Annotated in this window: 23 protein-coding genes and 1 riboswitch; of the genes, 11 read left to right on the top strand and 12 right to left on the bottom strand. The window is 44.4% G+C overall.

Annotated features, from left to right (window positions below):
- Window positions 1-10: 10 nt before the first annotated feature.
- The 10 genes from HBAL_RS10910 (at window position 11) to cobU (ending at window position 11,809) form a co-directional block, all read left to right on the top strand.
- The gene (locus HBAL_RS10910; RefSeq protein WP_015828002.1) at window positions 11-2,092 is read left to right on the top strand and encodes a chemotaxis protein CheA; all 2,082 of its coding nucleotides are present in this window, start codon (window positions 11-13) and stop codon (window positions 2,090-2,092) included.
- On the top strand, window positions 2,089-2,616 hold the full coding sequence (locus HBAL_RS10905) for a chemotaxis protein CheW (protein WP_015828001.1): 528 nt from the start codon (window positions 2,089-2,091) through the stop codon (window positions 2,614-2,616). Before HBAL_RS10910 ends, HBAL_RS10905 begins: the two co-directional genes overlap by 4 nt.
- Window positions 2,617-2,638: 22 nt before the next feature.
- Complete coding sequence (locus HBAL_RS16995) at window positions 2,639-5,146, top strand: methyl-accepting chemotaxis protein (protein WP_015828000.1); 2,508 nt, start codon at window positions 2,639-2,641, stop codon at window positions 5,144-5,146.
- Between the two features lie 15 nt (window positions 5,147-5,161).
- Window positions 5,162-6,040 (top strand): CheR family methyltransferase, encoded by an 879-nt coding sequence (locus HBAL_RS10895; RefSeq protein ID WP_015827999.1) that lies wholly within the window; start codon window positions 5,162-5,164, stop codon window positions 6,038-6,040.
- Window positions 6,037-6,645 carry a CheD, stimulates methylation of MCP protein gene (locus HBAL_RS10890; RefSeq protein WP_015827998.1) on the top strand — a complete coding sequence of 203 codons (609 nt, stop codon included), beginning with the start codon at window positions 6,037-6,039 and terminating at the stop codon, window positions 6,643-6,645. Before HBAL_RS10895 ends, HBAL_RS10890 begins: the two co-directional genes overlap by 4 nt.
- A gap of 12 nt (window positions 6,646-6,657) precedes the next feature.
- Window positions 6,658-7,713 (top strand): protein-glutamate methylesterase/protein-glutamine glutaminase, encoded by a 1,056-nt coding sequence (locus tag HBAL_RS10885; protein WP_015827997.1) that lies wholly within the window; start codon window positions 6,658-6,660, stop codon window positions 7,711-7,713.
- 57 nt (window positions 7,714-7,770) lie between these two features.
- Window positions 7,771-8,793, top strand: coding sequence for a methyl-accepting chemotaxis protein (locus tag HBAL_RS10880; RefSeq protein ID WP_233356673.1), 1,023 nt, complete (start codon window positions 7,771-7,773; stop codon window positions 8,791-8,793).
- Between the two features lie 12 nt (window positions 8,794-8,805).
- A complete protein-coding gene (locus tag HBAL_RS10875; RefSeq protein WP_015827995.1) occupies window positions 8,806-9,111 on the top strand; it encodes an STAS domain-containing protein in 306 nt (101 codons plus the stop codon).
- A 9-nt stretch (window positions 9,112-9,120) separates the two neighbouring features.
- Complete coding sequence (locus tag HBAL_RS10870; RefSeq protein WP_015827994.1) at window positions 9,121-11,178, top strand: ATP-binding SpoIIE family protein phosphatase; 2,058 nt, start codon at window positions 9,121-9,123, stop codon at window positions 11,176-11,178.
- 118 nt (window positions 11,179-11,296) lie between these two features.
- Complete coding sequence (gene cobU / locus HBAL_RS10865) at window positions 11,297-11,809, top strand: bifunctional adenosylcobinamide kinase/adenosylcobinamide-phosphate guanylyltransferase (protein ID WP_015827993.1); 513 nt, start codon at window positions 11,297-11,299, stop codon at window positions 11,807-11,809.
- Here the strand turns inward: cobU and cobD are convergent.
- From cobD to cobT, 11 genes are all read right to left on the bottom strand, one after another.
- Complete coding sequence (gene cobD / locus HBAL_RS10860; RefSeq protein WP_015827992.1) at window positions 11,793-12,791, bottom strand: threonine-phosphate decarboxylase CobD; 999 nt, start codon at window positions 12,789-12,791, stop codon at window positions 11,793-11,795. The two genes, cobU and cobD, sit on opposite strands and share 17 nt — an antisense overlap.
- Complete coding sequence (gene cbiB / locus HBAL_RS10855; protein WP_015827991.1) at window positions 12,788-13,738, bottom strand: adenosylcobinamide-phosphate synthase CbiB; 951 nt, start codon at window positions 13,736-13,738, stop codon at window positions 12,788-12,790. Before cbiB ends, cobD begins: the two co-directional genes overlap by 4 nt.
- Window positions 13,735-15,222 (bottom strand): cobyric acid synthase, encoded by a 1,488-nt coding sequence (locus HBAL_RS10850; RefSeq protein ID WP_015827990.1) that lies wholly within the window; start codon window positions 15,220-15,222, stop codon window positions 13,735-13,737. Before HBAL_RS10850 ends, cbiB begins: the two co-directional genes overlap by 4 nt.
- A complete protein-coding gene (locus HBAL_RS10845; protein ID WP_015827989.1) occupies window positions 15,219-15,980 on the bottom strand; it encodes an ABC transporter ATP-binding protein in 762 nt (253 codons plus the stop codon). The genes HBAL_RS10850 and HBAL_RS10845 overlap by 4 nt, the downstream gene beginning before the upstream one ends.
- On the bottom strand, window positions 15,973-16,950 hold the full coding sequence (locus tag HBAL_RS10840; RefSeq protein WP_233356672.1) for a FecCD family ABC transporter permease: 978 nt from the start codon (window positions 16,948-16,950) through the stop codon (window positions 15,973-15,975). Before HBAL_RS10840 ends, HBAL_RS10845 begins: the two co-directional genes overlap by 8 nt.
- Window positions 16,951-16,954: 4 nt before the next feature.
- A complete protein-coding gene (locus HBAL_RS10835) occupies window positions 16,955-17,734 on the bottom strand; it encodes an ABC transporter substrate-binding protein (RefSeq protein ID WP_233356671.1) in 780 nt (259 codons plus the stop codon).
- A gap of 91 nt (window positions 17,735-17,825) precedes the next feature.
- A complete protein-coding gene (locus tag HBAL_RS10830) occupies window positions 17,826-19,676 on the bottom strand; it encodes a TonB-dependent receptor plug domain-containing protein (protein ID WP_015827986.1) in 1,851 nt (616 codons plus the stop codon).
- Between the two features lie 155 nt (window positions 19,677-19,831).
- Window positions 19,832-20,016, bottom strand: a riboswitch (cobalamin riboswitch).
- A gap of 42 nt (window positions 20,017-20,058) precedes the next feature.
- Window positions 20,059-20,661, bottom strand: coding sequence for a cob(I)yrinic acid a,c-diamide adenosyltransferase (cobO, locus tag HBAL_RS10825; protein WP_015827985.1), 603 nt, complete (start codon window positions 20,659-20,661; stop codon window positions 20,059-20,061).
- 23 nt (window positions 20,662-20,684) lie between these two features.
- Window positions 20,685-21,203 carry an alpha-ribazole phosphatase family protein gene (gene cobC, locus HBAL_RS10820; RefSeq protein WP_015827984.1) on the bottom strand — a complete coding sequence of 173 codons (519 nt, stop codon included), beginning with the start codon at window positions 21,201-21,203 and terminating at the stop codon, window positions 20,685-20,687.
- Window positions 21,194-21,964, bottom strand: a complete 771-nt coding sequence (cobS, locus tag HBAL_RS10815) for an adenosylcobinamide-GDP ribazoletransferase (RefSeq protein WP_015827983.1) — start codon at window positions 21,962-21,964, stop codon at window positions 21,194-21,196. The genes cobC and cobS overlap by 10 nt, the downstream gene beginning before the upstream one ends.
- Window positions 21,961-23,118 carry a nicotinate-nucleotide--dimethylbenzimidazole phosphoribosyltransferase gene (gene cobT / locus HBAL_RS10810; RefSeq protein ID WP_015827982.1) on the bottom strand — a complete coding sequence of 386 codons (1,158 nt, stop codon included), beginning with the start codon at window positions 23,116-23,118 and terminating at the stop codon, window positions 21,961-21,963. Before cobT ends, cobS begins: the two co-directional genes overlap by 4 nt.
- A gap of 257 nt (window positions 23,119-23,375) precedes the next feature.
- On the opposite strand from cobT, the gene HBAL_RS10805 reads away from it, so the two are divergent.
- A complete protein-coding gene (locus HBAL_RS10805; protein WP_015827981.1) occupies window positions 23,376-24,356 on the top strand; it encodes an aldo/keto reductase in 981 nt (326 codons plus the stop codon).
- Window positions 24,357-24,392: 36 nt separating this feature from the next.
- On the opposite strand, the gene HBAL_RS10800 is transcribed toward HBAL_RS10805, so the two are convergent.
- Window positions 24,393-25,880, bottom strand: coding sequence for an oligosaccharide flippase family protein (locus tag HBAL_RS10800; protein ID WP_015827980.1), 1,488 nt, complete (start codon window positions 25,878-25,880; stop codon window positions 24,393-24,395).
- Window positions 25,881-25,889 lie beyond the last annotated feature (9 nt).

The raw sequence follows: 25,889 nt of genomic DNA, 5'->3' as shown, positions 1-25,889 counted from the left end.
GGGTTGGGGGATGAATGATTTTGAACAGTTTCGGCAAACGTTTTTTGAAGAGTGCGATGAACTTCTTCAACGGTTTGAGGATGTCGCTACGACACTTCAGCCGGAGGGAAATGATAGCGAAACTTTAAACGAGCTTTTCCGTGCTGTTCATTCTATTAAAGCTGGTGCTGGAGCGTTCAAACTCGATAGATTGGTCGTCTATGCGCATGAGCTTGAAGACTTTCTAGATCAAGTTCGTGGCGATTTGATTGGTTTACAAGCTGATGGGCCTGCACTCATTATCCAGTCTGGTGATGTCCTTCGAGAATTAGTTGAGAATGCTCAATCAGGGCAGGAAGCGCCTGATGGTTTGGAGTCTGTGACACTTGAAAAACTCCGTCAATTGAATCCTAAAAAAGCTATTGAGGTGACGCCTGTTGCGGTCGTTGAAAATGCTGAAGCGACTAGAACTAGTTATGAAATTTATTTTCGACCATTCCGGTCTATGTATGAAACAGCAAATGAACCGCAATTACTTTTTGAAGCTTTATCTGATTTAGGTGACATAAACATACACATAGACACTTCAAAAGTTGTTGAATTGTCCAAACTTGATCCAATGGAGAGCTATTTCTCTTGGAACATTGAATTGTGTAGTGATTGTAGTGTTGAAGATATTACAGCGGTATTCGAGTTCGTAGAAGATGATTGCGAACTCACGATTAAAGCAAAAACCATATCTGAAGCGGATGCAGAAGAGATTGTAAAATCTAGTTCTGTTGACGATAAATCACCTGATGGCGCGCAGGTTATTGTCGGAAAGTCCGCAAAACCAGAAACAGAACGTGCAAAGCCTCAATTGGGGTCCATTCGGGTTGATCTGGAAAAGGTGGATCAGCTTGTAAATATGGTTGGGGAATTGGTGATTGCTCAAGCCATGGCGCTTGAGAGCATTTCCTCTGAAATCGGTATTGCGCAAGTTAATCAATTGCAAGCGTTAGAAGATCTGACAATGCGGACACGGCAGTTGCAGGAAGGCGTTATGGCAATTCGTATGCAGCCGATTAAAGCACTGTTTTCTCGGTTTCCTCGATTGGTACGTGATCTTTCTACAAAACTCGAAAAGGATGTCACACTTATATTGGAAGGTGAGGCAACTGAAGTAGATAAAACGATTATTGAAGAACTCTCTGATCCGCTTACCCACATGATCCGCAATTGTATGGACCATGGTATCGAAATGCCTGAGGATCGCGTGCAAGCGGGTAAAAAAGCGCAAGGAACTGTTCGTTTAAGTGCTGAACAACGAAATGGCCGAATTCTGATACGGGTGAGTGATGATGGCCGCGGCTTAGACCCTGATAAGGTTGTTGCCAGAGCTATTCAGCAAGGCTTGATTGCCGAAGGCGATGAGCTGACAAAAGAAGATATCGAAATGATGATCTTCCGCCCAGGTTTTTCAACGGCTAGTGCCGTTAGCGATGTTTCCGGGCGCGGTGTTGGTATGGATGTTGTGCGCCGAAATATTCAAAAATTAGGTGGTCGAATTACGCTTGATTCAAAGAAGGGACATGGTTCCTGCTTCACTTTAGCACTGCCACTAACATTGGCTGTTTTGGATGGAATGTTAGTCGCCACTGCAGGAGAGCGTTATGTCATACCATTATCTTCTATTGTAGAAACAGTTTGCCCTGCACCGAGTCAAATTAAGCAAATGCCTGATGGTGGGCAAGTCCTTTCTTTGAGAGGAAACACCATTCGATTGGTCGATCTTTGTGGATGTATGGGGCTTTCCCGAAAGGGATTGACTGAACCATTGCGAAAACTCGCAGTGATTGTTGAAACAGAGTTTGGTCGTCAGGTCGGGATTGTTGTGGATGAGCTGCTGGGGCAGCAACAAGTCGTCATAAAAAGCCTTGAGACAAACTACTACAATATTCCAGGTGTGGCTGGGTCGGCAATTCTCGGAGACGGTAGAGTGCGGCTGATACTTGATGTCGATGGCCTTGTTACCATGACGCCTAAGCCATCTCTTTCCAATTTTGACAAGGGTCAAGCCATAGAAGCTGAAAATCAATTCCAAGCAAATGCAACAAGAGGACAGAGCAGATGAACCAATCTCAAATGGAGTCTGATTTCTCTCAAGATGCTGATAGGGCGACAGAAGCGCCTTCTCCGCCGAGGCAATATGTTAGTTTTACCGTTGGTGATGCCTGTTATGCCGTCGATATTATGTCGGTGCGTGAAATTAAAGGTTGGGCCGATATTACAAGCCTACCCAATCAACCCGATTATGTGCGTGGTGTATTAAACCTGCGTGGTGCTGTTTTGCCGATTATTGATTTGAAATGTCGGCTTGGTGAAACAATGACAGATCCAACACAACGACATGTCATTGTTATTGTTTCAATTAATGAACGACAAATTGGTTTATTGGTTGATGCAGTGTCAGATATTCTGATTGTTGAAGATGATCAGATAAAGCCTGTTCCTGAAACGAACGTAAAAAAAGATGCGGACGTTTTTACGGGGTTCTTGACTGAAAAAGATCAAATGGTCGCGATGCTAGACCTTGAAAATTTACTCGTTTCCCAGATCCGCGAATTTGATGGATCCGATATCCCCACAAATCAATAGTTTGCTCTGAAGGAATGCCCAGATGAACTCGAATTCTCCAATTACGATGAAGACTGCTCCCAAAGATACTAAATCCCAATTGATGTCATCCGCTGCTATGTTTGTAGGCGGAGCGGCGGGGTTGGCTGGTATATCCTTGGTTTCACAACAATTTGGATTGATGCCCGCACTCATACTTTGTGTTCCTGTTGCTGCTGTTGCAGCGGGAGTTGGCTTTATGAGAAAAGGCAGTCAGTTGAACACACATTCTCAATTGAGAGAATTGTCAGCTAAGCAAAATGCAATTGATAAAGTGCAAGCGGTAATCGAGTTTGAGCTAGATGGCACAATCTTGGATGCAAACCAGAATTTTTGCGACACGGTTGGATATCGAAAAGAAGAAATTATCGGACAACACCACTCCATATTTGTGGAACGCGAAGTAGCTGACGGGTCTGAATATAAAAATTTCTGGCAAAAGTTGAAGCAAGGTGAATTCATTGCAGATGAATTTCGGCGGGTTGGTAAAAACGGAAAAGAGATATGGATTGTTGCATCATACAACCCAATTTTTGACGAGAATGGCCGCGCATACAAAGTCATCAAATATGCGACAGATATAACAGCAGAGAAATTGAAATCTGCTGATATGACAGCGCAAATTAATGCAATCAACCAATCTCAAGCTGTTATCGAATTTGATACTACCGGTAAGATATTGAATGCTAATGAAAATTTCTGCAATACAATGGGGTATTCACTGTCTGAAATAAAGGGCAAGCACCATTCTATGTTTGCTGATCCAGAATTTGCTCGGTCTCATGAATACAAACAATTTTGGGAAAAATTGTGCCGTGGAGAGTTTGATAGTGGTGAGTATGAACGCGTCGCCGCTGGTGGGCGTAAGGTTTTGCTTCAAGCATCTTACAATCCTGTTTTCGATTTAAATGGTAAATTGGCTAAGGTTGTAAAATATGCTTCTGATCTGACCCAGAGTGAACGCATGAAAGAAAATGCACGTATCCGCTCGGCATTGGATGTTGCAACAACGAATGTTATGATCGCAGATACAGATTTCAACATCGTGTACCTTAACGACGCACAGCACGAAATGATGCGTGTAGCTGAAGATGACCTAAAAGCAGAACTAAGCCAGTTTGATAGCCAGAAGCTTCTTGGCGCAAATATCGATATTTTCCATAAAAACCCAACGCATCAACGTACAATGTTGGCGCGTCTGACATCTACATATGAAACAGATATTCGAGTCGGGCCAAGGTATTTCCATCTTATTGCGACACCTGTCTTCGGTGAAGATAAAGAGCGTGTAGGAACTGTTGTTGAATGGCGTGACGATACTATAGAAAAAGCAATCGAGCGCGAAGTTCAGGACGTTGTTGAGGCAGTTTCCCGTGGAGATTTCTCCAAGTCGATCAGTATAGAAGGCAAGGATGGGTTTATGCTTCTCCTCGCTGAGAGTATTAATGTTCTGTCCGGGCGCGTTTCAATTGTTTTGGATTCCCTTGGAATGATGCTTGATGCGATGTCTCAAGGTGATTTGACCAAGCGAATTGAGGATGACTTTGAGGGCGTTTATGGAAAACTTAAAGAAGATGCCAATGCCACATCTGCTCGTTTGCAAGAAACTGTTTTAGCTATCTCTAACTCTGCAACGGAAGTGTCTTCTGGTGCTGAAGAAATTTCTATGGGTGCAACGGATCTGTCTCAGCGAACAGAGCAGCAGGCGGCAAACCTTGAAGAAACAGCCTCATCGATGCAGCAAATGGCTGCAACGATTAAACAGAACGCAGATAACTCACAACATGCTAGCCAACTGGCTGTAACAGCGAGAGAGTCAGCTGTGTCCGGTGGCGAAATCGTGCACAATGCAGTTGAATCCATGAGTAAGATTGAGCAGTCATCTCGCAGCATTTCAGATATTATTGGAGTGATAGACGAGATAGCTTTCCAAACCAATCTTCTGGCTTTGAATGCCGCCGTTGAAGCTGCGCGTGCAGGGGATGCCGGACGTGGGTTCGCAGTTGTTGCGTCTGAAGTGCGTTCATTGGCACAACGGTCTGCTCAGGCTGCTAAGGATATTAAGGATCTAATAGTTGAATCGAGTTCGCAGGTAAAAGGCGGCGTTGATTTAGTGAACCAGACCGGGGAAGCTCTTAATGGAATTGTGGATGCTATCAAGAAAGTTGCTGACATAGTCGCGGAAATAAGTGCTGCTTCTGGCGAGCAAGCGACTGGAGCTGAAGAAATCAATAAAGCCATTACTCAGATGGATGAGATGACACAGCAGAACTCTGCTCTTGTAGAAGAAAATGCAGCGGCGGCTAAAACGATGACAGATCAAGCCCTCGATATGCGTGAGCGGATGGGGTTCTTTAATGTAGGCGAAAATACAATCAAGCCCAAAATTGTAGGCGGAAGTTTTACAGGCAAACCAACTCCAGTTCAGTCTTCAAACAGAGGAGGAGCGCGTGTTCTTCAGTCTGCTTTGGCGGAGAGCATTCAAGAAGACGATGATTGGAGCGAGTTTTAATAGCTGAGTAATACTATGAACGCTTTAGCCAAAAATACTGTAGCAGACCCAGAACGCGAGTTCAAAATGGGCAATGGCGAGTTTCAAGCGATTGCTAAGGCAATCTATAAACACGCTGGTATTGTGATTGATAGTTCAAAGCGTGAATTAGTTTATTCTCGAATGAGTAGGCGTTTGCGGGCGTTATCTTTGTCTGATTTTTCTTCTTATTTAAGCATATTAGAAGGTGCGCAGGGTAAAAGTGAAATCAAGCACTTGATCAATACATTGACGACCAATCATACGCGTTTTTTTCGAGAGCCTCACCATTTCCAGTATATGCAAGAAACGATTATTCCTTATTGGAAAAAGCGGGCAGAAAAGACTGGAAATAAACGCCTGCGAATTTGGTGTGCGGCGAGCTCTACTGGCGAAGAGCCATATACTTTGGCAATGGTGATCGCCAATGGACTTAAAGGTTCTGTGCAATGGGATTGGAAGATACTCGCGACTGACATTGATACGAGTGTTTTAGCTGCAGCTAAAAAAGGAATATATGAAAACAAGGCTTTAGAAGAAATACCAAAAGACTACCGTCGCTCATATATCAATAAACTCGGTGATGGTCAGTTTGAAATAAAGCCTGAGTTGAAAAGACATCTCACTTTTAACCGATTGAATTTACATGGTGCTTGGCCGATAAAAACTAGTTTTGACATGATTTTTTGTCGCAATGTTTTTATCTATTTTGATCTACCATCAAAACAATTGCTTGTTGATCGTTTTTCGGAGGTGCTCTCCGAGGAAGGCTGGTTCTTCTTAGGGCATTCAGAATCGATTCTCGTTGAAAATTCGCCTTTCAAACTTGTAGGTCGCACGATTTATGAGCCGTCAAATGTGGTGCGTAGATTATGAGCACGTTTTCATCGAAAAAATGTTCAGATGATGGAGTATCTCGTTATTTTGACAGCGAAAAAAAACGCTGGGTAGTTACGGTATTACCAGGAACGCAATACGTCTCCAGAGATGAAGATGAGGTCATTGCAACCGTATTAGGGTCTTGTGTTGCTGCCTGTATTTGGGATCCGCTGTCCAAAGTCGGAGGTGTCAATCATTTCATGCTTCCTCATGATGATGCCGGTTTATGGAGTGGCGCTAGCCTTGCGCTTCGTTACGGCAATCACGCAATGGATGCGTTGATAAATGAACTTCTGCAGCAGGGGGCAGAGAAAAAGCGTCTAAATTGTAAATTTTTTGGTGGAGGCAATGTTGTCAAAGGCCTCGGGCGTGTTGGTTCCAAAAATGCCTTGTTTGCAAAAGAATACTCAGCTGTTGAACAGCTGAATGTAACAAAAATGGATCTCGGTGGGGAAAGTGGACGACGTATTTTGTTTGAGCCAGTGACGGGACGCGCTTGGAGGAAGTTTTTGGATGCCAGTGCTGGGCTTTCAGTCGTGCATCAAGAAGCATTGCTACAGCCCAAGATTGAGGTTGCACCGACTTCTATAGAGTTATTTTAAGGAACATACAAAATGAGTAAAATCAAAGTTGTAGTGGTCGATGATAGTGCCTTGATGCGTCGCATAATCCCTTCCTTACTTGAAAAGACAGGGGAGATAGAAGTTGTTGCAACTGCACCGGATCCGATTATCGCTCGTCAAAAAATAAAATTAACCAATCCTGATGTTATAACTCTCGATGTAGAGATGCCTAAAATGGATGGTATCTCTTTTCTTGAAAAAATCATGTCCCTAAGACCAATGCCTGTTGTGATGATTTCTTCACTGACGACAAAAAGTGCTGATGTCACTCTGCGTGCTTTAGAACTAGGAGCAGTTGATTTTGTGACGAAGCCTGCTCTCGATCTTGCTGCTAATATGGAAACCATGTCGCAAGAGCTTATAGAAAAGGTAAAAACGGCTGCAACCTCCAATATTCAACGTCGTCGAACTGCGCCTGTTCAGGTCACGAATAAGACGTTCACGTCATTCGAAACCACTGAAAATTTAGTCGCAATAGGCGCATCGACTGGTGGTGTTGAGACGTTGGGAAGATTACTTCCTAAATTGCCGCGTAATTCTCCTGCAATACTGATTACCCAACACATGCCACCCAATTTTACGCGACAATTTGCCGAAAGATTAAATAAAACGTGTGCGGTTACAGTACGTGAGGCCGAAAATAATCAAAGGGTTCGTCCCGGTGAAGTTTGGATTTCTCCTGGAAGCCAGCATCTGACACTTAAACGTTCGGGAGCTGATTATATCTGTAAGTTGAGTGATGCGCCTGCGGTCAATGGTCATAGACCATCTGTTGATGTGCTTTTTGACTCTGTCGCAGAACACTGTGGTTCAAAGGCAATAGGCGTTATTTTGACGGGAATGGGTAAGGATGGTGCCAAAGGGCTGCTGAACATGAAACAGGCCGGTGCTAAAACCTTTGGACAAGATGAAGCGACGAGCATCGTTTATGGCATGCCCCGAGCTGCTTTTGAAATAGGCGCTGTGGATCAGCAGCTTCGTGAAGATGCAATAATTGAGGAAGTGTTGGATGCAGCGGCTGCTAAGTCGAATGCAATACGAATCTAAGTCCTGAAATATAAAATATTTTAAAGAATTGAGATGCTTATGTTGTTAGAGATGGAAATGGGAAATAGTTTAGAAGGCAGAGAAGGTGTAAGCACCTCTGCTTTTTCTCGTATATTGCTCGGGACAGTTGAAAGCTCTAACAAGATTCTGAGAGAGACATCCGTTGATGTAGAACATCAGGCGGGTCAATTAAGTGATTTGTTCAATAAATTGACCTTGGCGACTGAAGGTCAGGCTGAGCGACTTTCTAGCCTCGTATCTCAAGTCTCTAAAGTGGACCATGAGGGGCAAGAAGTCGACCTTGCAACCATTCCTGTTTTTCTAAAACAATCCCTCGAAGAAGTATCCAACCGCGTGCTTGTGCTTTCCAAACAAGGCGTTGGTTTGATTTATTCGCTCGATCAAATCCTCAAAGAAATGAGTGAGCTAAATGGATGTATCCGTGATATTGAAGGAATTAATAGGCAAACGCGCCTCTTATCCCTGAATGCGCAAATAGAAGCCGCAAGAGCGGGTGATGTAGCAAGTGGTTTTCAAGTTGTATCTATGGAGATGTTGAAGGTCTCTGAGGGGATTGATAGATTAGCCACACGTATGCTGACAAGCACTCAATCGGTGACTTCAAGTATTCAAGAAGTGATATCTTCCATCAAAGATGAATATCAGGAACTTAGCCGTATTGGTGCGCTGGATTTTTCTGTCCAGATTGACGCCAAGAAGAGCTTGGAAATATTGATGGATGCTTTGGTTAATCGCAATTCCGATATTCAAAGTGTGCTTGGAGACTCAACAGAAGAGGCGCAAGCTATAGCAAATGATATTCGACAGGTTGTGATGACCATGCAGTTCCAAGATCGCATGAAACAGCGCACAGACGCTATTGTGGATGTGATGGAACATTTATCCCGCTTTGTTGAAAACAATCCTGATGGAATGAACAGTGAAGCTGAATGTAATGATCTCGCCCAAACAATTATTGACGGCATTACGCTCACAGAGGTGCGCACACAATTTCAGCGCACTTTTTTTGGAGAGTCCGAAGAAGTGGAAGAAATTGATGATGGCATTGAGTTATTTTAATAGGAGTGATCGATGAAATACCGTTTCGACGAAAGAGGTGACACTCTTTATGTGAATGTATCAGATGTCTTAACGTTTGAAGATCATGAGGTTTTCAATCCAGTCATTCAAGAAATTGAAGATGGTCCCGCTGCAAATGTAGTTGTTGATTTGCAGGAATTGAAAACAGTTGATTCCGCCGGCATAGGGTTATTGCTGCTTGCAAATGATAGGGCAAAGAAGAAAGGCAAGAGCTTCAAAATTTCAAATCTGCAAGGTCATGTGGCGGTAGTTGCTGAACTGTTCAAATTTGATCAATTGGTTGATGTTATAAATTAGGAAAACGCCATGCCTGAGAGCGTATTTCGGAATTTGTCTTCTGTATTAGATGTTTCAAATATTTTGATAGTATCTGAAGATATTTACGCACAGGCTAGAGTTGGAAAAACTCTAAGCGCTGGTGGATTAGAATGCCTTAAATTTGTTGATTCTTTTGAGACAGCTTCCACGGCAATTGATGAAGAAATGCCCGACTTGGTCATTCTAAATAATGATTTTACCGTTGATGTAATTATAGAGCTTTGTCAGCAATTAAAATCTATCTTAGATGATAACATACCGGTCGTATGTTATCTTCCTAGGCATGATCAGGATGCACGTTTGGAAGCTTTTAAGTCAGGCGTAACAGAAATTATTATCCAACCATCTTCAGATGGAGAATTTATTCTTCGCATAAGAAGAGCGTTGGAAAGACGAAACCTTCTGAAACAATTGAGAAGGGATAAGGTGCGGTTTCAAAAAGACCTTGTTGCAGCACAGAATATGCAATGTGATTTGCTTCAGTCTAAAGAGACCATTGACGCAATATCTGAAACCAGAAATGTAGAAATAGACACATTTTATGAAGCATCAAATATGCTGGGCGGCGACTGGTGGCATGTCATGCCTATCGATAATGATCGGGTCGGATTGCTAACCTTTGATATTTCTGGTCATGGTGTTACAGCGGCAATAAACGCCTTTAGGTTGCAATTGATCATTCTTTCTTTGAAGGAGGAAAGACGAAGGCCTGCAATATGGATGTCATTGTTAAATAAAGAATTATATAAAATTCTACCACCAGAGCAATTTGCCTCAGGGTTTTATGGTGTCTACCACAGGCGAAAGCATGAACTAGAATATGTAAATGCTGGAAGTCCAACACCGTTTGTCTTTAGAGATAGAAAAAGCGGGTTTGATAAGTTGCAAACGACTGGACCTATTTTGGGATGCGCATCAGAAATAAACTACGAATCTAAAATAGAGGTGCTTGCTCCAAATGACAGGTTATTCCTCTATAGTGATGCGCTCTATGAAGATTTTGAACATCCCGAAAACACACTGGGAACCGATGAGTTGGGAGAATTGCTCCTAAAGATATCGGAGAACCAACACACGGGGCCAGCCTTTATCGAGGCTGTATTTGAAAAGATGGTTCAACGAACGAACAATAAAAAATTCGATGATGATTTAACCATTCTATCAATGAAAGTTCTGCCTCCTAAAGACATGAGGAGCTATTACAGAACTAGCGCAGTGAAGAATTGCGTTTGGATAGCTTCCCCAAGCAGCCATGTTGTTACTGAAGAGCTGATTGAATACTTATATGGAGAGTATGGAAGTTCGCTGCATGTTGGTGATAAACTTCCAGCGGGAAGTGAAGTAGACTTTGTTATTGTGGCAGAAACCCATATTGATAGGCTAAAACTTGCACGTGATCACTCAACCGAATTTTTCAGCTCTATCTTAATCAGTTCGGATAGATGCCATGATGAAATAGCGGACTTTGTGTTGCCGATGGATACGGATTTTGAAACCCTAAAATCAGTAAGTAAGGCTTGCCGCGAGTTAAGGTTACAATCCCATTCATTGCGAGAAGAGGTTTCACTTCGTAAGTCGGCTATCGGGACGATTAATAATGGTGAATTCTCGTTTTCGACTTTGACTGAGGCTAGAAATTTATCAACAATGTTAGCAATTGCATGCCCAAATGCGGACATGGTTGCAATTGGTTTGCGGGAATTGATGGTGAACGCAGTAGAGCATGGAAACCTTGAAATTTCATCTCAACAAAAACAAGATTTGATCATGTCAGGTAACTGGCGAAATGAGATAGAAACTCGACTGCAAGATCCAAGATATAGTGAACGCGAAGTTGTGATTAGGTATTCTAGGACAGCTGAACAAATCACCTTTCTTATTGAAGATGAGGGGAGTGGTTTTGATTTTGCGGCATTAGATAAGGAACAACCTACTGGAACAACTTATCGTGGACGTGGAATTGCGTTAGCGCGTCAGCTCGCTTTTCCAGAGATTGAATATCTTGGTTGTGGGAATATTGTACGGGCTGTTATTAATCTGAATTGAGCATTTTTATGTCAGGTCTGTTTAAGTAAAATTCTTTTATTTTTAATGGGTTGATATATTTTTATAAGCTGAGAAGCTAAGCTATTATTAGGTCATCTCAGTTCTGGCGGAATGCAAAATGAGTGTTGTTTTCATACTTGGTGGTGCGCGATCAGGTAAAAGCCGTCGGGCGCAACAAATTGTTGAAGGGGTGTCGGATAAACGTTGTTATATCGCGACGGCACAAGCGTTTGATGAGGAGATGACACAACGCATTTCACATCATAAATTAGACCGTGATACATCTTGGGAGACATTTGAGGAACCAATTGAGCTTGCTCAGATTATACTTAGATGTGAGCAGGGTGGACATCTTGCTATTTTAGTGGACTGTCTGACCTTATGGCTAAGCAATATCATGTTGGATAAACGTGATATTGAAATGGAAACTCAAAAACTTCTGAAAGCTTTATCGCAAGTGCATGGAACGATTGTTTTAGTTTCCAACGAGGTTGGTATGGGACTAGTTCCTGAAACCCCTTTAGGGCGAGAGTTTCGCGATGCGCAGGGGCGGTTAAACCAAACTATTGCCGCTTGTGCTGATAAGGTTGAGTTTGTGGCGGCGGGGTTGCCGCTTACCTTAAAAGGCTAAGAGCCTGCGCCAAGCGATTGGATGCATCCGCATTTGTGGGCAATCCTATGCGAAGATGATTGTTGGTCCAATCAAATCGCCTTGTGTAAATTCCTTTTGAAATCAATACGTCCCAAGCTTTATGCGCATTTTCAATGTTTATAAAGCGATATAAATTTGTGCCGGTGATTTGGGTGATGGAGTTTGAGTTGAGAATTTGATCTAGTTTTTGTATCTCGGATTTTAGACGAGAACGTGTTTCTTCATGCCATTTGAAATCTCGATATGCTGCTGCGCCTATGTGTAGTGCTTGTGTGGAGACGCTCCACACACCTAGCCTGTCTTGCATGGCTTTGAGTATTTCCGGCTCTGCCAATATTGCCCCTAAACGCAGCCCTGCTAGGCCGAAAAACTTGCCAATAGAGCGTAGGATAATGAGACCTTTGCGGCCTGCACAATCTGCAAGGCTTAGGTCTGGATATAAATCTGCATAAGCTTCATCAATGATGAGATAGCCGTTGTGAGCTGATAATTTGTTTAGCGCTTCGTCTAATTCTTCGCGGCTGTAAGCGTGTCCATCGGGATTATTTGGGTTGCAAATGACGATGCAATCAGCGCTATCAGCGTATGTGAGTGGTGATTTAGTCTCGATAATTTCACACTTGGCTGTTGTCCAAGTGTTGATGTGGTCGCCATATATTGGTGAATGAATGACGACTTTTTGTGGATTGAGTATCGTTGGTAGCAATCGGATCAATAATTCACTGCCGGGTGCTAATAGAATGTGCTCAGATGGAGCGTTGAGGTAAGATGACAATGCCTGCACGCAATTTTGATATTCCGACTTTGTTGGCAAATGCGCGAGTGAGACTGGTTGGCATTTTTCAACAGGCCATGACCAAGGATTGATGCCGGTTGATAAATCAATCCACGGCATGGGCGCATCAGGATAGCGCTGTGCGATGATATCCAATGCGCCGCCATGAAGGAAATCTTCATTCATTGCCACAAGCTCCAAAACTGAATTGCTGCAAGAAGCGTCGCGATCACTAGCATGGATTTTATATAAAGTATCAAACCCCGCTGGATGTCATCTGGAGATGGGGAGTGACCCTCAACATTTAATACGGGTTCATCGACTTGCTTATTGTTGTAAATGCGGGGGCCGGACAAATTGATATTGAGTGCGCCGGCCATGGCTGCTTCTGGCCAGCCTGCATTGGGTGAACGATGTTTGGACGCATCTTGAAGCATTATTTTCAATGCTTGGAGCTTCAAGCTTGTAAGTGCGAAAACAAGGCCGGTAATTCTTGCGGGCAATAGATTGACGATATCATCCAGTCGAGCAGCGAAACCACCAAATGCGTGATATTTTTCACTCTTATGCCCGATCATGGAGTCGAGCGTGTTTATCGCTTTATATGCAGCGATACCGGGTAGGCCAAACAATACTGCCCAGAAAAGTGGCGCAACCACTCCATCTGATGTGTTTTCGGCAAGGCTTTCCAAGCTTGCTCGAGAAATTTCTGATGCAGTTAGTTGAGAGGTCTCTCGTCCGACAATTTGGCTCACTGCAATTCGTGCCGCTGGAATGTCGTCATTTTTTAGCGGAAGCAGCACTTTGTGGATATGCATATAGAGGCTGCGGGACGCGATTAAGCTAGAGATGAATATTGCTTCAATGATCCACCCCAATGGGCTGTATGATAATAGAAAAGATATCATACATGCTAGTCCGGTTGTTGAAGTGATGGCTATAATAGATGTGGTTGCTCCCGCCATATAGCGTGCTTGATGAGAGACATTTGGGTGGTTCCACATCCGGTCAAATTTGGAAATAAATGCACCAATCCACACAACGGGGTGTTTGATTTCTTGATATAGCCAATCTGGCCAACCAAAGAGGGCTTCAATTGCCCAAGCTAGCAGAACAATGTTTATTGCGGTCATTGCTGGTTTGGTGACCAACCTACAGGTTGTGCACTCGCAAACAGGGCATCAACATCTAAAACAGAGTCCAAATCTGACGCTAATTGATCGAGCGTGTCTTCAACCGTTTGATTGTAATTATAGGCATTGTCTATTGGCTGCCCCCAGCGCTTAATCCATGTTTGACGATATTCATCTGATGCAAATAGCCCATGCACATAACACCCAGATGTGAGGTTGTTGGAGCTTGTAGCGCCTTCATTGCTTCCATCTATTTTTAGCAGAGGACGGTTGCAGTCTGCACCGAAGGAGCGACCGGCATGGATTCTGTAGCCTGAGGTTTGGATATCCGTTGAGGCACAATAGGCGGACACAGGAGAAACCGTTTTGGTGTTGTACATGTGTGTGTCGATATTGAGTAAACCGAGACCATTTATTTTTTTCTTTGGTCCTTCATATCCATTCAAATCCGAAATGGATTGTCCCAAAATTTGATAGCCACCACAAATGCCGAATATATGTCCGCCAGCGCGAGCATGTGCGAGAATATCAATATCCCAGCCTTGCTCGAGAACGAATTCCATATCGGAAATAGTGGATTTGGTTCCAAATAGCATGATGACATCGACATTGCGCGGTATATTTTTGCCCGGAGCGACCCATTGAAAATCTATATTGGGATCAAGGCGCAAAGGATCAGCATCATCAAAATTGGCCATTCGCGATAACATGGGGGCTGCTATGCGGAGTTTGTTTGATGTTGATACAGAAGGCTGAATGAGGGAAACCGCATCCTCTGCTGGGAGGTGAGATAAAGTTGGTAGCCAAGGAATGACGCCGAAGCAGGGCCATCCTGTCATTTTTTCTATAGCTGATATTCCATCATCAAATAATGCAGGATCACCGCGAAATTTATTGATGATAAAGCTGGTGATCATTTCCGCATCTGTTGGAGAGATGACATTCTTTGTGCCAACTAAGCTGGCGATCACGCCGCCTTTGTCGATGTCTCCAATGAGGCTGACAGGGATACCAGCTTTGCGAGCAAAACCCATATTGGCAATATCGCGCGCGCGTAGATTAATCTCTGCCGGGCTGCCGGCACCTTCGACAATAATAAGATCATGTTTAGCAGCAAGGCGGTCAAAACTTTCCATGACTGCGCCCATCAAATTATCACGAGAATTCATGTAATCTGCTGCTTCGAATGTATTTATGGGATGACCGTGGACAATCACTTGTGCTGTGCGATCTGATTGGGGCTTTAGCAAGACTGGATTGAAATCTGTGTGTAGGTCTAATCCAGCGGCTTGAGCCTGTAGGGCTTGGGCGCGTCCAATTTCTCCACCAGATGGACAAGCGGCAGCATTGTTGGACATGTTTTGAGGCTTAAAAGGCGCTACAGAAATTCCGCGATGTTTTGCTAGTCTACAAAGACCAGCGACAATGCTGGATTTGCCAACATCAGAACCAGTGCCTTGGAGCATAATTGCACGACACGTCATGTTGCACCAAGAATTTGAATGTCGGACCCGTTGATTTTGGAACGGACGCCATAAACATCCATCAGGCGTTGCTCAGTCAATGTTTGGGAAGCGGGACCATCGGCAATAATTTTTGTGTCCTTCATCCAGATCAAGCGCGTGGCATATTTGGCGGCAAGTGCAATGTCATGCAACACGATAAGGGCGCCATTATCTTGATCAACATAGTTTTTAATCAGGTCCATGACTCGAAATTGATGGCGTGGATCGAGAGCGGCGACTGGTTCATCCGCGATGAGCAATGGTGTTTCAGACGCAAATACACGGGCACAATGCACGCGCGCTAACTCACCGCCAGATAATGTGTCCATTCTGCGTTGTGTGAGATGCTCTATATCGCTTTTTATTATGGCTGAAGAGACTGCATCTGCATCTTTTCCTGTAAGTTTGCTTAGGTTTGCGCCATGAGAAAAACGGCCTAAGGCGATCACGTCTTTGACTGTGTTTGGCCATGCAAGGGGTGTCATTTGGGGAAGGTAGGCAATGTGTTTTGCACGTTCAATCGGCGGTAACCGCGTGAGATCTTGTCCATCTATCGTGGAGCTGCCGGAAGATGCTTTTCTTAGCCCTAAACATGCGCGCAGAAGGCTGCTTTTACCTGCTCCATTTGGACCCAATAGGGCAATTAACTCTCCACGTTTGAGGGAAAATGAAGCGTCTTGCACAAGGCAAGTCGAGCCTGCTTGAACGCACAGATTTGAAACTTGTAGCTTAGCCATTTTCAGCCTGCCTTTGCATCGCGATCCAAATGAAGGCAGGTGCACCAATAAGGGCCGCAACGACACCAAGCTTCAATTCATTATGGGTGGGGAGTATGCGGATAAGGATATCGGCAATTGTTAAGAATAATCCAGCCAAAAGAGCAGAAGGAATGAGGGATCGCGCCGGATCATAATTGACAAAGGGGCGAATAATGTGCGGCGCGACAATACCGACAAAGCCGATAGCGCCAGCAATGGATACTGCGGCACCCGTTGCCAACCCTGCGCCAAGAACGGTGTATATGCGTTGATGTTTCAAATTTAGCCCTAGTCCACTGGCGGCTTCATCTCCAAGCGTGAGGGCAGATAGTCCACGTCGTTTGAGGAGTAGAATGAGCATCCCAACAAGCATGAAGGGTAGAGATAAGGCGAGGTCATCAAAGCTGCGATTGGCAACAGAGCCAAGCATCCAGTTTATCATGTCGGCAATTGAAAAAGGATTGGGGGCCATGTTCAGCATGAAGCTCATGGCGGCACCTGAAAAACTCGAAATTCCGACACCAATCAGGATGAGTGTGACAACCGATTGCGAGCGCGTTGCGGCGAGCGCCAAAATGCTTGTGGCTGCTAATGCGCCTAATATTGCTGAAATGGGCAATAAGAGCGGGCTTAAAACCGATAACCCGTAATATATGGTGAAAGTTGCAGCCAGAGAAGCGGTGGCGGATACACCTAAAACGCCGGGTTCAGCGAGTGGGTTTCTCAATAGCCCCTGTAGTGCGGCTCCGCTCATGCCCAAAGCCATGCCGACGGTGTATGCAGCAAGCGCGCGCGGCAAGCGTATTTGCCAGATTACGAGCGTGTCGCCTGTGCTTCCTTGTCCTATGAGAGCAGCTAAGACACGGTCTATTCCTATTGCCGTTGACCCTAATAAACAGGCGGCAATAACACTGAGAATAGAGAGTACGATAAGTACTGGAATTAGCATTGTCTTACTTAGCATTGTCATACTGGACACTGGTATCGCGGCCTTCTTGTTGAATGCGCAAACTGGCAATTGCTTCTATAGCGTCGACTAGAAACCATGCACCGCATGAAGTCCAAGACCCTTCGATTGAAACGGTTGGCGTATTTTTCATCTGTTTGCGGGCAATAGGATTTCGCATCGCGCTCCATGCATCTTTATGATTTGTTTTGCTCTCAAAAAAGGCGGCGGCGATGATGTCTGGCTGTTCATATGCGAGGCGTTCAAGTGGAAGAGTTCTCCAACCGGCTTTAGTCTGAAAATTAGTGAGGCCAGCAGCAAGCAGCATTTCATGGACAAGTGACCCTGATCCGGTCGTGACGCCTGATGGTGTCATATAAAGAGCTGTAAGGAGTTTGGTTGGGGCAGGAATCGCTGCTAAACGGGCGGTCATTTCATCAATGACTTGCTGACCTTTTTCAGCTTCGCCTAAGCCTTGTGCCATTTGAGCAATGACGCTTTTTACGCCTTCGATATCACTTGCCCATCCGACATTTAAAACGGGGATACCTGCCTGTTTAAAAAAAGCTGCAGCGTTAGGGCCACCGCCATAGGACCTGACGACGAGGTCGGGTTTTTGAATGATCACATCTTCAGCAAGTGAACGTATGGTTGGAACGTCTATAGCGGCGTCTCTCATATAGGAAAACTGTTTTGCAGCGTCTGGTGAGACACCGAGAATACGCGACCGATCAACAAACTTTAGAACATATTGATCGGCGCAATAATCAAGGCTGACAATGCGCATTGGCTTTCTTGGCGGCGGTGTTTGTGTCTCCTGTGGAGTACACGCACACAGCACCAATATACCAAATATGATTGCCAGCCTTATCATGGATTTAGTAGTTTAACCTTAGCCCAAATGAACCCGATAGTCCGGGTGTCCCATATCCAAGAATTTGTTGATATTCTTCATCAAATAGGTTCTCGATGCGTGTATATAATTGCACGTTTTCAGAGACATCATAACTGGCGTTCAAGTCAACGCGTGTCCATTCATCAACTGTGCCATTGGCATCTTCTTCAGAGCCATTATAGCGAAGAAGAATTGAGCTTGCGAATGGGCCGTCTGGGCGAAATGCCAAGCTGACATCTCCTGAATGTTCGGGAATACGAACAAGTTGTCCAGCGTCATCCTCTGCATCAATATACGCATAATTCACGTCTACAGATAACCAGTTCAGCAAATCATAGCTTCCAGCAAATTCAACGCCTTGAGAGTTTACTTTTGCAATATTGTCATAGCGATAATTAGCATAGGAATAGTCGATTTGGTTTGTTACTTCTTGATCAAAGAATGTCAGGCTGAACAGGCCTTTTTGATCTGGTGTGCGCAGGTCTACACCAATGTCATAGCCTTCTGACTCTTCAGGTACTAAATCAGGGTCACCATATGCGCTAAACAATTGGTATAGTGTTGGAGCTTTGAAACCTTGTCCCCAACTTGCGCGAAGGGTGAGAAGGTCTGTTGGATTGAAAGCGGCAGCGAGGCGGCCCGTTGTTTGGGTGCCATATTCGCTGTGGTCATCAACACGAACACCTGCTGTGAATGTTAGGGTATCAACAGGTTGCAATTCGTACATTGCAAATAGGCTGTCACTCGTTTGGTTTCCGTCATCGGAGCCAAATGTAGAACCGCTGTCGAAATTACCTTCTTCGTGTTCCAGTCCGAATGCAACTTTGTTAAGGTCGTTTATCGTTAAGACACCTTGATAGCGCCCTATAAGACGATCACCATTGGCTTTAAAGGATTCAATGCCATTTGTCAGGTTTTGGCGGTCAGTCTCTGAATATCCAATAAGAAAATCATTTTCCAAGCGATCAGAAAACAAGGGTAGTGAGAGAGCGACATTTCCTGACAAGACTTCTGAGAGACCAAGTTGTCCGCCATCTGCGACATTACCTTGAGCACCAAATGCATACCCATCATATTCGGACTCAGAATCCGTGTAATTCACAGTGGCGGAAAGACGTGCGTTGGAACCAAAGTTTAGACCGCCTTTGGCTGTGATATTGTTACTGTTAAAGCCGTCTCTTTCATCATTGCCATTGGCTTGATCTGCTTTGGAAATACCATCCGTATCAATTGTCGAGGCTGACAAGCGGAAATCGCCTTTGTCACTGCCATATTCAATTGCAGCGCCGCCGCGTTTTGTACTGAAAGAACCAATTTCGGCAAATGCATCGCCGCCAAAGCCGTCATCTGGTGTTTTTGTTGTAATGGCGATGACGCCGCCGATAGCATCTGACCCCCAGAGTGTTGATTGCGCACCTTTTAGGATTTCGATTCGGTCAATATTAGAATTATCTATGTTGGCAAAGTTGAAACTTCCATCCGTTGTGCTGACGTCTCCAACAGGGACACCGTCTATCAAAACAAGAGTTTGACCCGAGCTTGCGCCGCGAATACGCACGCTAGCATTTCCGCCAAAGCTACCATTTTGATTAACTGTGACAGAAGGAGAGTTGGCTATTGCATCGAGTGCAAATCTAAACCCTAATTCTTCGATATCAGCGGATGTAATGATATCAACGCTTGTTCCAATTTCAGTCAAGGTTTGACCAATGCGGGAGCTGTTTACGACAATTGTATCGAGCTTTTTATCCGTCTCAGCTGCGTTTTCTTCTGCAAAAGCTGTCGTCGAGCAAGACAGAGCAACGGCACTAAGGAGGGCGGTTTTATAATTCATAACTAAATCCAAAAGCACACCGCCGCCTGTTGCTGCGCTTTATATAACGATATGTATCTGGCCCCACCTTGTAGGGTGCAGGCGGCCAAGCAATTCATTATCGTTACAGAGAAGAGGCGTGCTCTTCCGCCCTATAAACCTTTTCCCGGGTTTCGGACGAACGACGCGACGGCAGGTTTCCTGACTTACTAATCAACGCTTCTGACCGTCTTCCCAAGGTTTGGACCTCAGTGACATATTGGCCATTAGCTCCTAGCTAACAGTTACGGGTATAGTGCTGGATTTACACCAGCTTCCCTCTTAGCTTCTTTTGAGAAGCACCATCTAACGCCTGGTATGCTGCAAGTGCGAATAGGTGTCAATTCCGTTTTTTGAGAGTGGTTTAAAAATCAATTCCTCGCTGAGCTTTAATTCCCGCCTTGAATGGATGCTTAATCTCTCGCATTTCGCTGACAAGATCTGCGTATTCACACAAGTCTGGTTTGGCATCCCGTCCAGTTAGAATGACGCTGGTTTTATTCGAGCGCGACTTAAGCCCATCAATGACATTTTCAATGTTCAAATATTCATAGCGAAGCGCAATATTGATTTCATCCAGCACAATAAGCTCATATTTATCGCTTTGCATCATTTCGATTGCTCGTGCAAAAGCAGCTTGTGCTGCTTCTATGTCACGCTCCTTGTCTTGGGTATTCCAAGTGAAGCCATCACCCATAGTATGCCAATCTAATTGATCTGGGAATTTTGCAAAAAACTGGCGTTCACCCGTCACCCACTTACCTTTTATGAATTGAACAACGCCGACTTTATGTCCCCATCCTAGTGCACGTGCGATTACACCAAATGCCGAACTGGATTTGCCCTTGCCATCACCTGTGTGAACTAGAATTAGTCCGCGACCGGGATCCTGAGCTTCTGATATTTTCTTGTTTTGCTCTGTCTGGAGCGCTTTCATTTGTTTCTTGTGATTGTCATTGTCAGTCATTTTTTTTGTTTCCTGATTTTTGATTAAGGCTCAAAAGCAATGATCTCTCCGAACCCAATATTTGATTGGAAGTGTTCGGCAGTGTCACCCGTGGAAAGGGCTGCTTTTATAACGCCGGCATGAGTGATGATGACTATCGGTTCTGGGGATGAGGTGTAGTCAGCAAGTGCAGTTCTGATACGGTTGCGTAGTTGATAAACGCTTTCGCCGCCATGTGGGCGTGCATGAAGAAAATCATTTGCCCAAGCATCAATTTCCATGCGCGGGATTTTAGACCAAGGTGTGTTTTCCCAATTGCCAAAATCCATTTCCTGAAAACGGTCATCAATTGTGACGTCAGTATTGAAGATATTGCCAATATGATGGGCGAGCTTTTGGCAGCGTATTAGATTGCTTGAAATCAATTTGAATTGGGGCTGCAATTTATCTGCGACTGCGTCAGCCATCTCTTTGAAATTGGGGGCGACATCAATGTCGCTGCGCCCATAGCAAATGCCTTTTTTGATATCTGATTGGGTATGACGGATGAGCGTTATAAGCATGAGAGGAGTGCCAGATATATGCCGACTTCACTGCTCTGTTGAACAGCACCTAAAGTGTCCCCTGTGTAACCACTGAGTTTCTTTTCGAAAAATGCTCGCATTAGAATGTGCCCAGCCAAGCAACCGACAAGGGCTGATAAAGCAGATGCTAGCGGGAGAAAGAGAACGAGAAGTGAGAGACCAAAAGTTCCGGTGAGGAGGGCCAAGATTAGCCCCGCTATATGGATGCCGTCAGATGTGTGTTTGCCAGTTCCATGATCACGAACGTATGAACTTGTGGCGATTACCATCACGCTGGAGAGGCGGGATAATCCATGTGCTGCAATAATGGCTATGATGATTGTTAGATGTGGCAGTGCTGATAAGGCCATGATTTTCAAGGCGAGCATTAAGCCGAGCGCTAGGCTGCCATATGTGCCAATGCGGCTATCCTTCATTATATCTAGCGCGCGCTCTTTGGTATGTCCGCCGCCAATACCATCAAAAGTGTCAGCTAAACCGTCTTCATGAAATCCGCCGGTCAATAAACAAGTGATAATCGTTGAAATGACAATCGCGATGACTGGTGGGAATAGGTGAGATGATAGGAAATATGCAATAGCTCCAATCGAGCCGATTGCTAAGCCCACGAGTGGGAAATATCTTGGCGATGAAGCGAGACGTTTTTGGGTGAATCCAATATTTCTAGGTAAGGGAATGCGCGTCAGGAATTGAACAGCAATGAGAAAAATCGATATTTCATTGCGGAGGAATAAGATCATGTTCCATCGCTCACATTTGCACTCTCGAAACTGGCCATCTCATTGAGCATAGCCGCGGCAGCTTTTATTATTGGCCAAGCCAAGAGGGCACCTGTTCCTTCGCCAAGACGCAGTTTTAGATCGAGGATAGGGGAAACCTGCATGGCCTTGAGCATGGCTGCATGCCCCAATTCATCAGATAGATGAGCAAACACCATGTTTTTCTGAACTGAAGCATCTAACTTTATCGCCATGAGTGCAGCAGCGCTCGCAATAAAGCCATCAACGATGATGAGTTTGTTTGTTGAAGCGGCACCGAGCATAGCCCCTGTCATCATGGCAATTTCAAAACCACCATATTCCATAAGCGCTTGTTTTGGTGACAAGGCTTGAGGTGTCCTGTTGGAAGCTTGCTCTAGCAGATTACGTTTTTTTGCAAGACCATCATCATCCAAACCTGTCCCGCGCCCAGTTAGGATATCAAGTGATAGACCAAGCGTCTTATGGGCCAATAACGTTGCTGATGATGTGTTTCCAATTCCCATTTCGCCATAACAAACAGCATCCCAATCGCCAGCTTCACCAATTTCTTTGCCATGTTCAATTGCGTTGGATAATTGCACTTCAGTCATTGCCGAAACAATTATTGCATTTTGGGTTCCCGGCGCTATCCGGCGAGAGATTAGGTTGGGATGTTCAATAGCTTCTCCGGCAACTCCAGCATCGACAACCTGCAAATCCACTTGTGCAGAGCGGGCAAAAACATTTGCTGCTGCTCCGCCATTTAAGAAGTTCAATACCATTTGTTGCGTGACGATTTGAGGGAAGGCCGACACGCCTGCGGCCGCCATTCCGTGATCAGCAGCAAAGATAGTTAATCGGCATGTATCCATAACTGGACTCAGATTTTCCTGAATATCAGCAATCTGCTTTGCGAGGGATTCAATACGTCCAAGTGAGTTTACTGGTTTGGTTTTATTGTCTATTTTCAAATTAATCAGAGCGTTAAAACTGGGGTCATCTGATTGAGATTTGGGCATGTTGTTACCATCGTCTAGGCAAGAGGAGTGGTCAGTTGTGATCAATTCAAGTTGGTGTTGCCTTATAGAAATGAAAACTGTCAACACTTTCGTTTTGAATACTTTCGGCGCATACTCCTCTATATTGGATGTCATTGAGTACTTCATTCAGCAAGTGAATTCTGATTTGGAATGCACGGGTGAAAGTTATGAAATGGCTTATTTTATAACACATATAGCTACTTTTTAGCTTTTGGTTTTCGGCCCTTAAATGGATAAAATGCAATTCCATATTCTGATTTATATGGCTGGAACAAAGATCAAAATAGTTTTGAATTGAGAAAATGATAGCGCTAAACATTTTGATGGGTTATCTCAAACCGATGGATTTGAGTTAAAGAGAAGAGAAACTTATGCGTTCAAGAATACTAGGAAAAACCGGAAAACGTGTCTCAGAAATCGGATTAGGTTGCTGGCAATTAGGGGGTGAATTTGGTCCTATTGAGGACGCACAAAGTTTACAAGTGCTAGAGGCTGCAACAAAAGAAAACATCACTTTTTTAGATACAGCAGATGTTTATGGAGCTGGGCGGAGTGAAGGACTGATTGGCAAACATTTGCAATCGCAATCAACAAAACCGTTTATTACCACAAAAGTGGGACGAGATGGCGGGTTGTATCCTGACAAGTATAATTTGGATGCTTTGAGGAAAAACATTGAAGGTTCTATCGCACGTGTTGGTGGAGAAGCTTTTGATTTAGTCCAACTTCATTGTGTTCCCAAGCCAGTTCTTGAAGATGGTCAGATATTTGAAGACATGAATATTCTCCAATCTGAGGGATTGTTTGATAATTGGGGGGCGAGTGTTGAAACAATCGAGGAAGCAGAAATATGTTTGGAACAGGAAGCTCTTGCCAGCCTCCAGATCATATTCAATCTGTTTCGTCAGGACGCAATAGAATCGCTTCTGCCTAAAGCAAAAGCTTCGAATGTAGGTATTATTGTCCGTCTTCCGCTTGCTAGTGGTGTGTTGTCGGGAAAATATTCAGCCGACCATGAATTTGCCGAAACTGATCACCGTAATTTCAATAAAGATGGGCAGTTTTTCTCGGTTGGAGAGACATTCTCAGGGATTGAATTTAGTAAGGCTGTCGCGCTTGCAAATGAATTGAAGCAGTTTGTACCCGAAGGTATGAGCTTGGCAGATATGAGCTTGAGATGGATTTTAGACCAAGATGCGGTGACAACTATTATCGCTGGATGTTCTCGACCAGAGCAAGTTGAACGTAATGCACGTGTGTCTGAACTGCCAGCTCTCGGGGAAGAGTTAAATGAACGCTTAAAGACGTTTTACATTGAAAACGTACGTGAGCACATTCGTTCTTCGATCTAAAAATTTTTAGGAATGTCGAGATTTGACTCTACAAATTTAGATCTCGACATTTCCTCTACCACGCAGAAGATTTATGCGTTCCTTCATCCAGTTTGGGAAAAATGCAGCGATCCAGCCGCCATAAATTGCAATTCCTACGATTGCGCTGATGACCAACCGCGCAATAGGTGGCCAATCATGGATAAACTCTCTAACGACCCAAACACATAAGCCCATGATAAAGGCTGCAAAAACAGCAGGGAAAAGGCCTAAATAGTGTTTGATGAGCGATAATTGTAGCCTCTTCATAACAACAATATTCCCACCTACACCAATTAAAACACCCGGCGCTGCCATTATTAATAAAGCATGGTTGGGGGCTACGTTGGAGAAAGCCAATAACGCAAGCGTCGCGGCTATAACGTTGACTATAGTGTAAACCAGCGCTTCCTTATTCATTTCTAAAGCGTTCATCGACAGCGAATTGAACCAAGATATGGGAATGAGAAGGGCAACCAATGCAACAGCTTGCATTAAGGGGCCGACTTTTGAATAAGTTTCAGGAAGTATAACTGACACAACATCATCAGCGACCAATGCAATGCCAACAAATGCGGGCAAAGACACGAATGCAGCTGTACGCAGAATAGTGAGATAGACTTCTTGTTCCTTTTCAAGATGACCTCGCACTTTTGCCATTAACGGAAACCAGAGACCTTGAAGTGGAGATATTAAAGGGCCGCGCAGAGACTCATCAATGCGAAGCGCTGCTCTTAATAGGCCGACTTCACCAGCACCATAGCGTATTCCAAATACCATAGTGGCAATTCTTGGCATGGCGATGTTTAGAGTAGCTACGGCCCATAAGGGGGCAAATCGTTTCAGAAAATCTCGCCCTTCCAACAAGCTGAGCCGGAAATTGGGTGCCCATTTTGTGTGAAGGTATTCAAACACAATAGCGACAATGAGAGATACGACTCTTTGAACAACAAGCGCCCAAATCATCCAAGGAGAAAAAGCAGTGGCAATACCTGCTGCTCCGCCAATAACTGTGCCTAAAATATTGCGCTGCGTTAGCTCCTTAAAACCTAGATTTCGCATGATTATCGCATCCATCACCGCAAGCCAGGGGATAGGAAGAAGCATGACACCAAATACAGGTATGAATTGCATAAGCATTGGAGCGTCATAAATATGCGCTAACACAGGGGCGCTGATGATAAGGATAAGCATGCTTGTGATTGCAATGCCCATAAATCCAAGGAATGACGAATTTAAATATTCAGAATCATAACGCTTGGCCTGAACGATGGCATCCATACCTGCATTTCGAGCATCAATTGCGACCATGTCTGCCATAATCGTAGCCAATGCAATTAAACCAAAAACCTCAGGCTCTAGTTTTACGGCAAGGATTAGAAATATTACAAATCCAGCACCCTGAGATGCGAATGTATTGAGTAAATTCCATGCTAGGCCTGAGCGCATGGCTTTTGCGACATGAGGCGTTTCGTTTTGTTCTTCGGAGTATTTGGTTTGCGTCATTCAAAAATA

It is taken from the genome of Hirschia baltica ATCC 49814 (assembly GCF_000023785.1).
GTDB lineage: Bacteria > Pseudomonadota > Alphaproteobacteria > Caulobacterales > Hyphomonadaceae > Hirschia > Hirschia baltica.
Note: the sequence above shows the minus strand (reverse complement) of the source record. Positions and strands in the feature narration are given on the sequence as shown.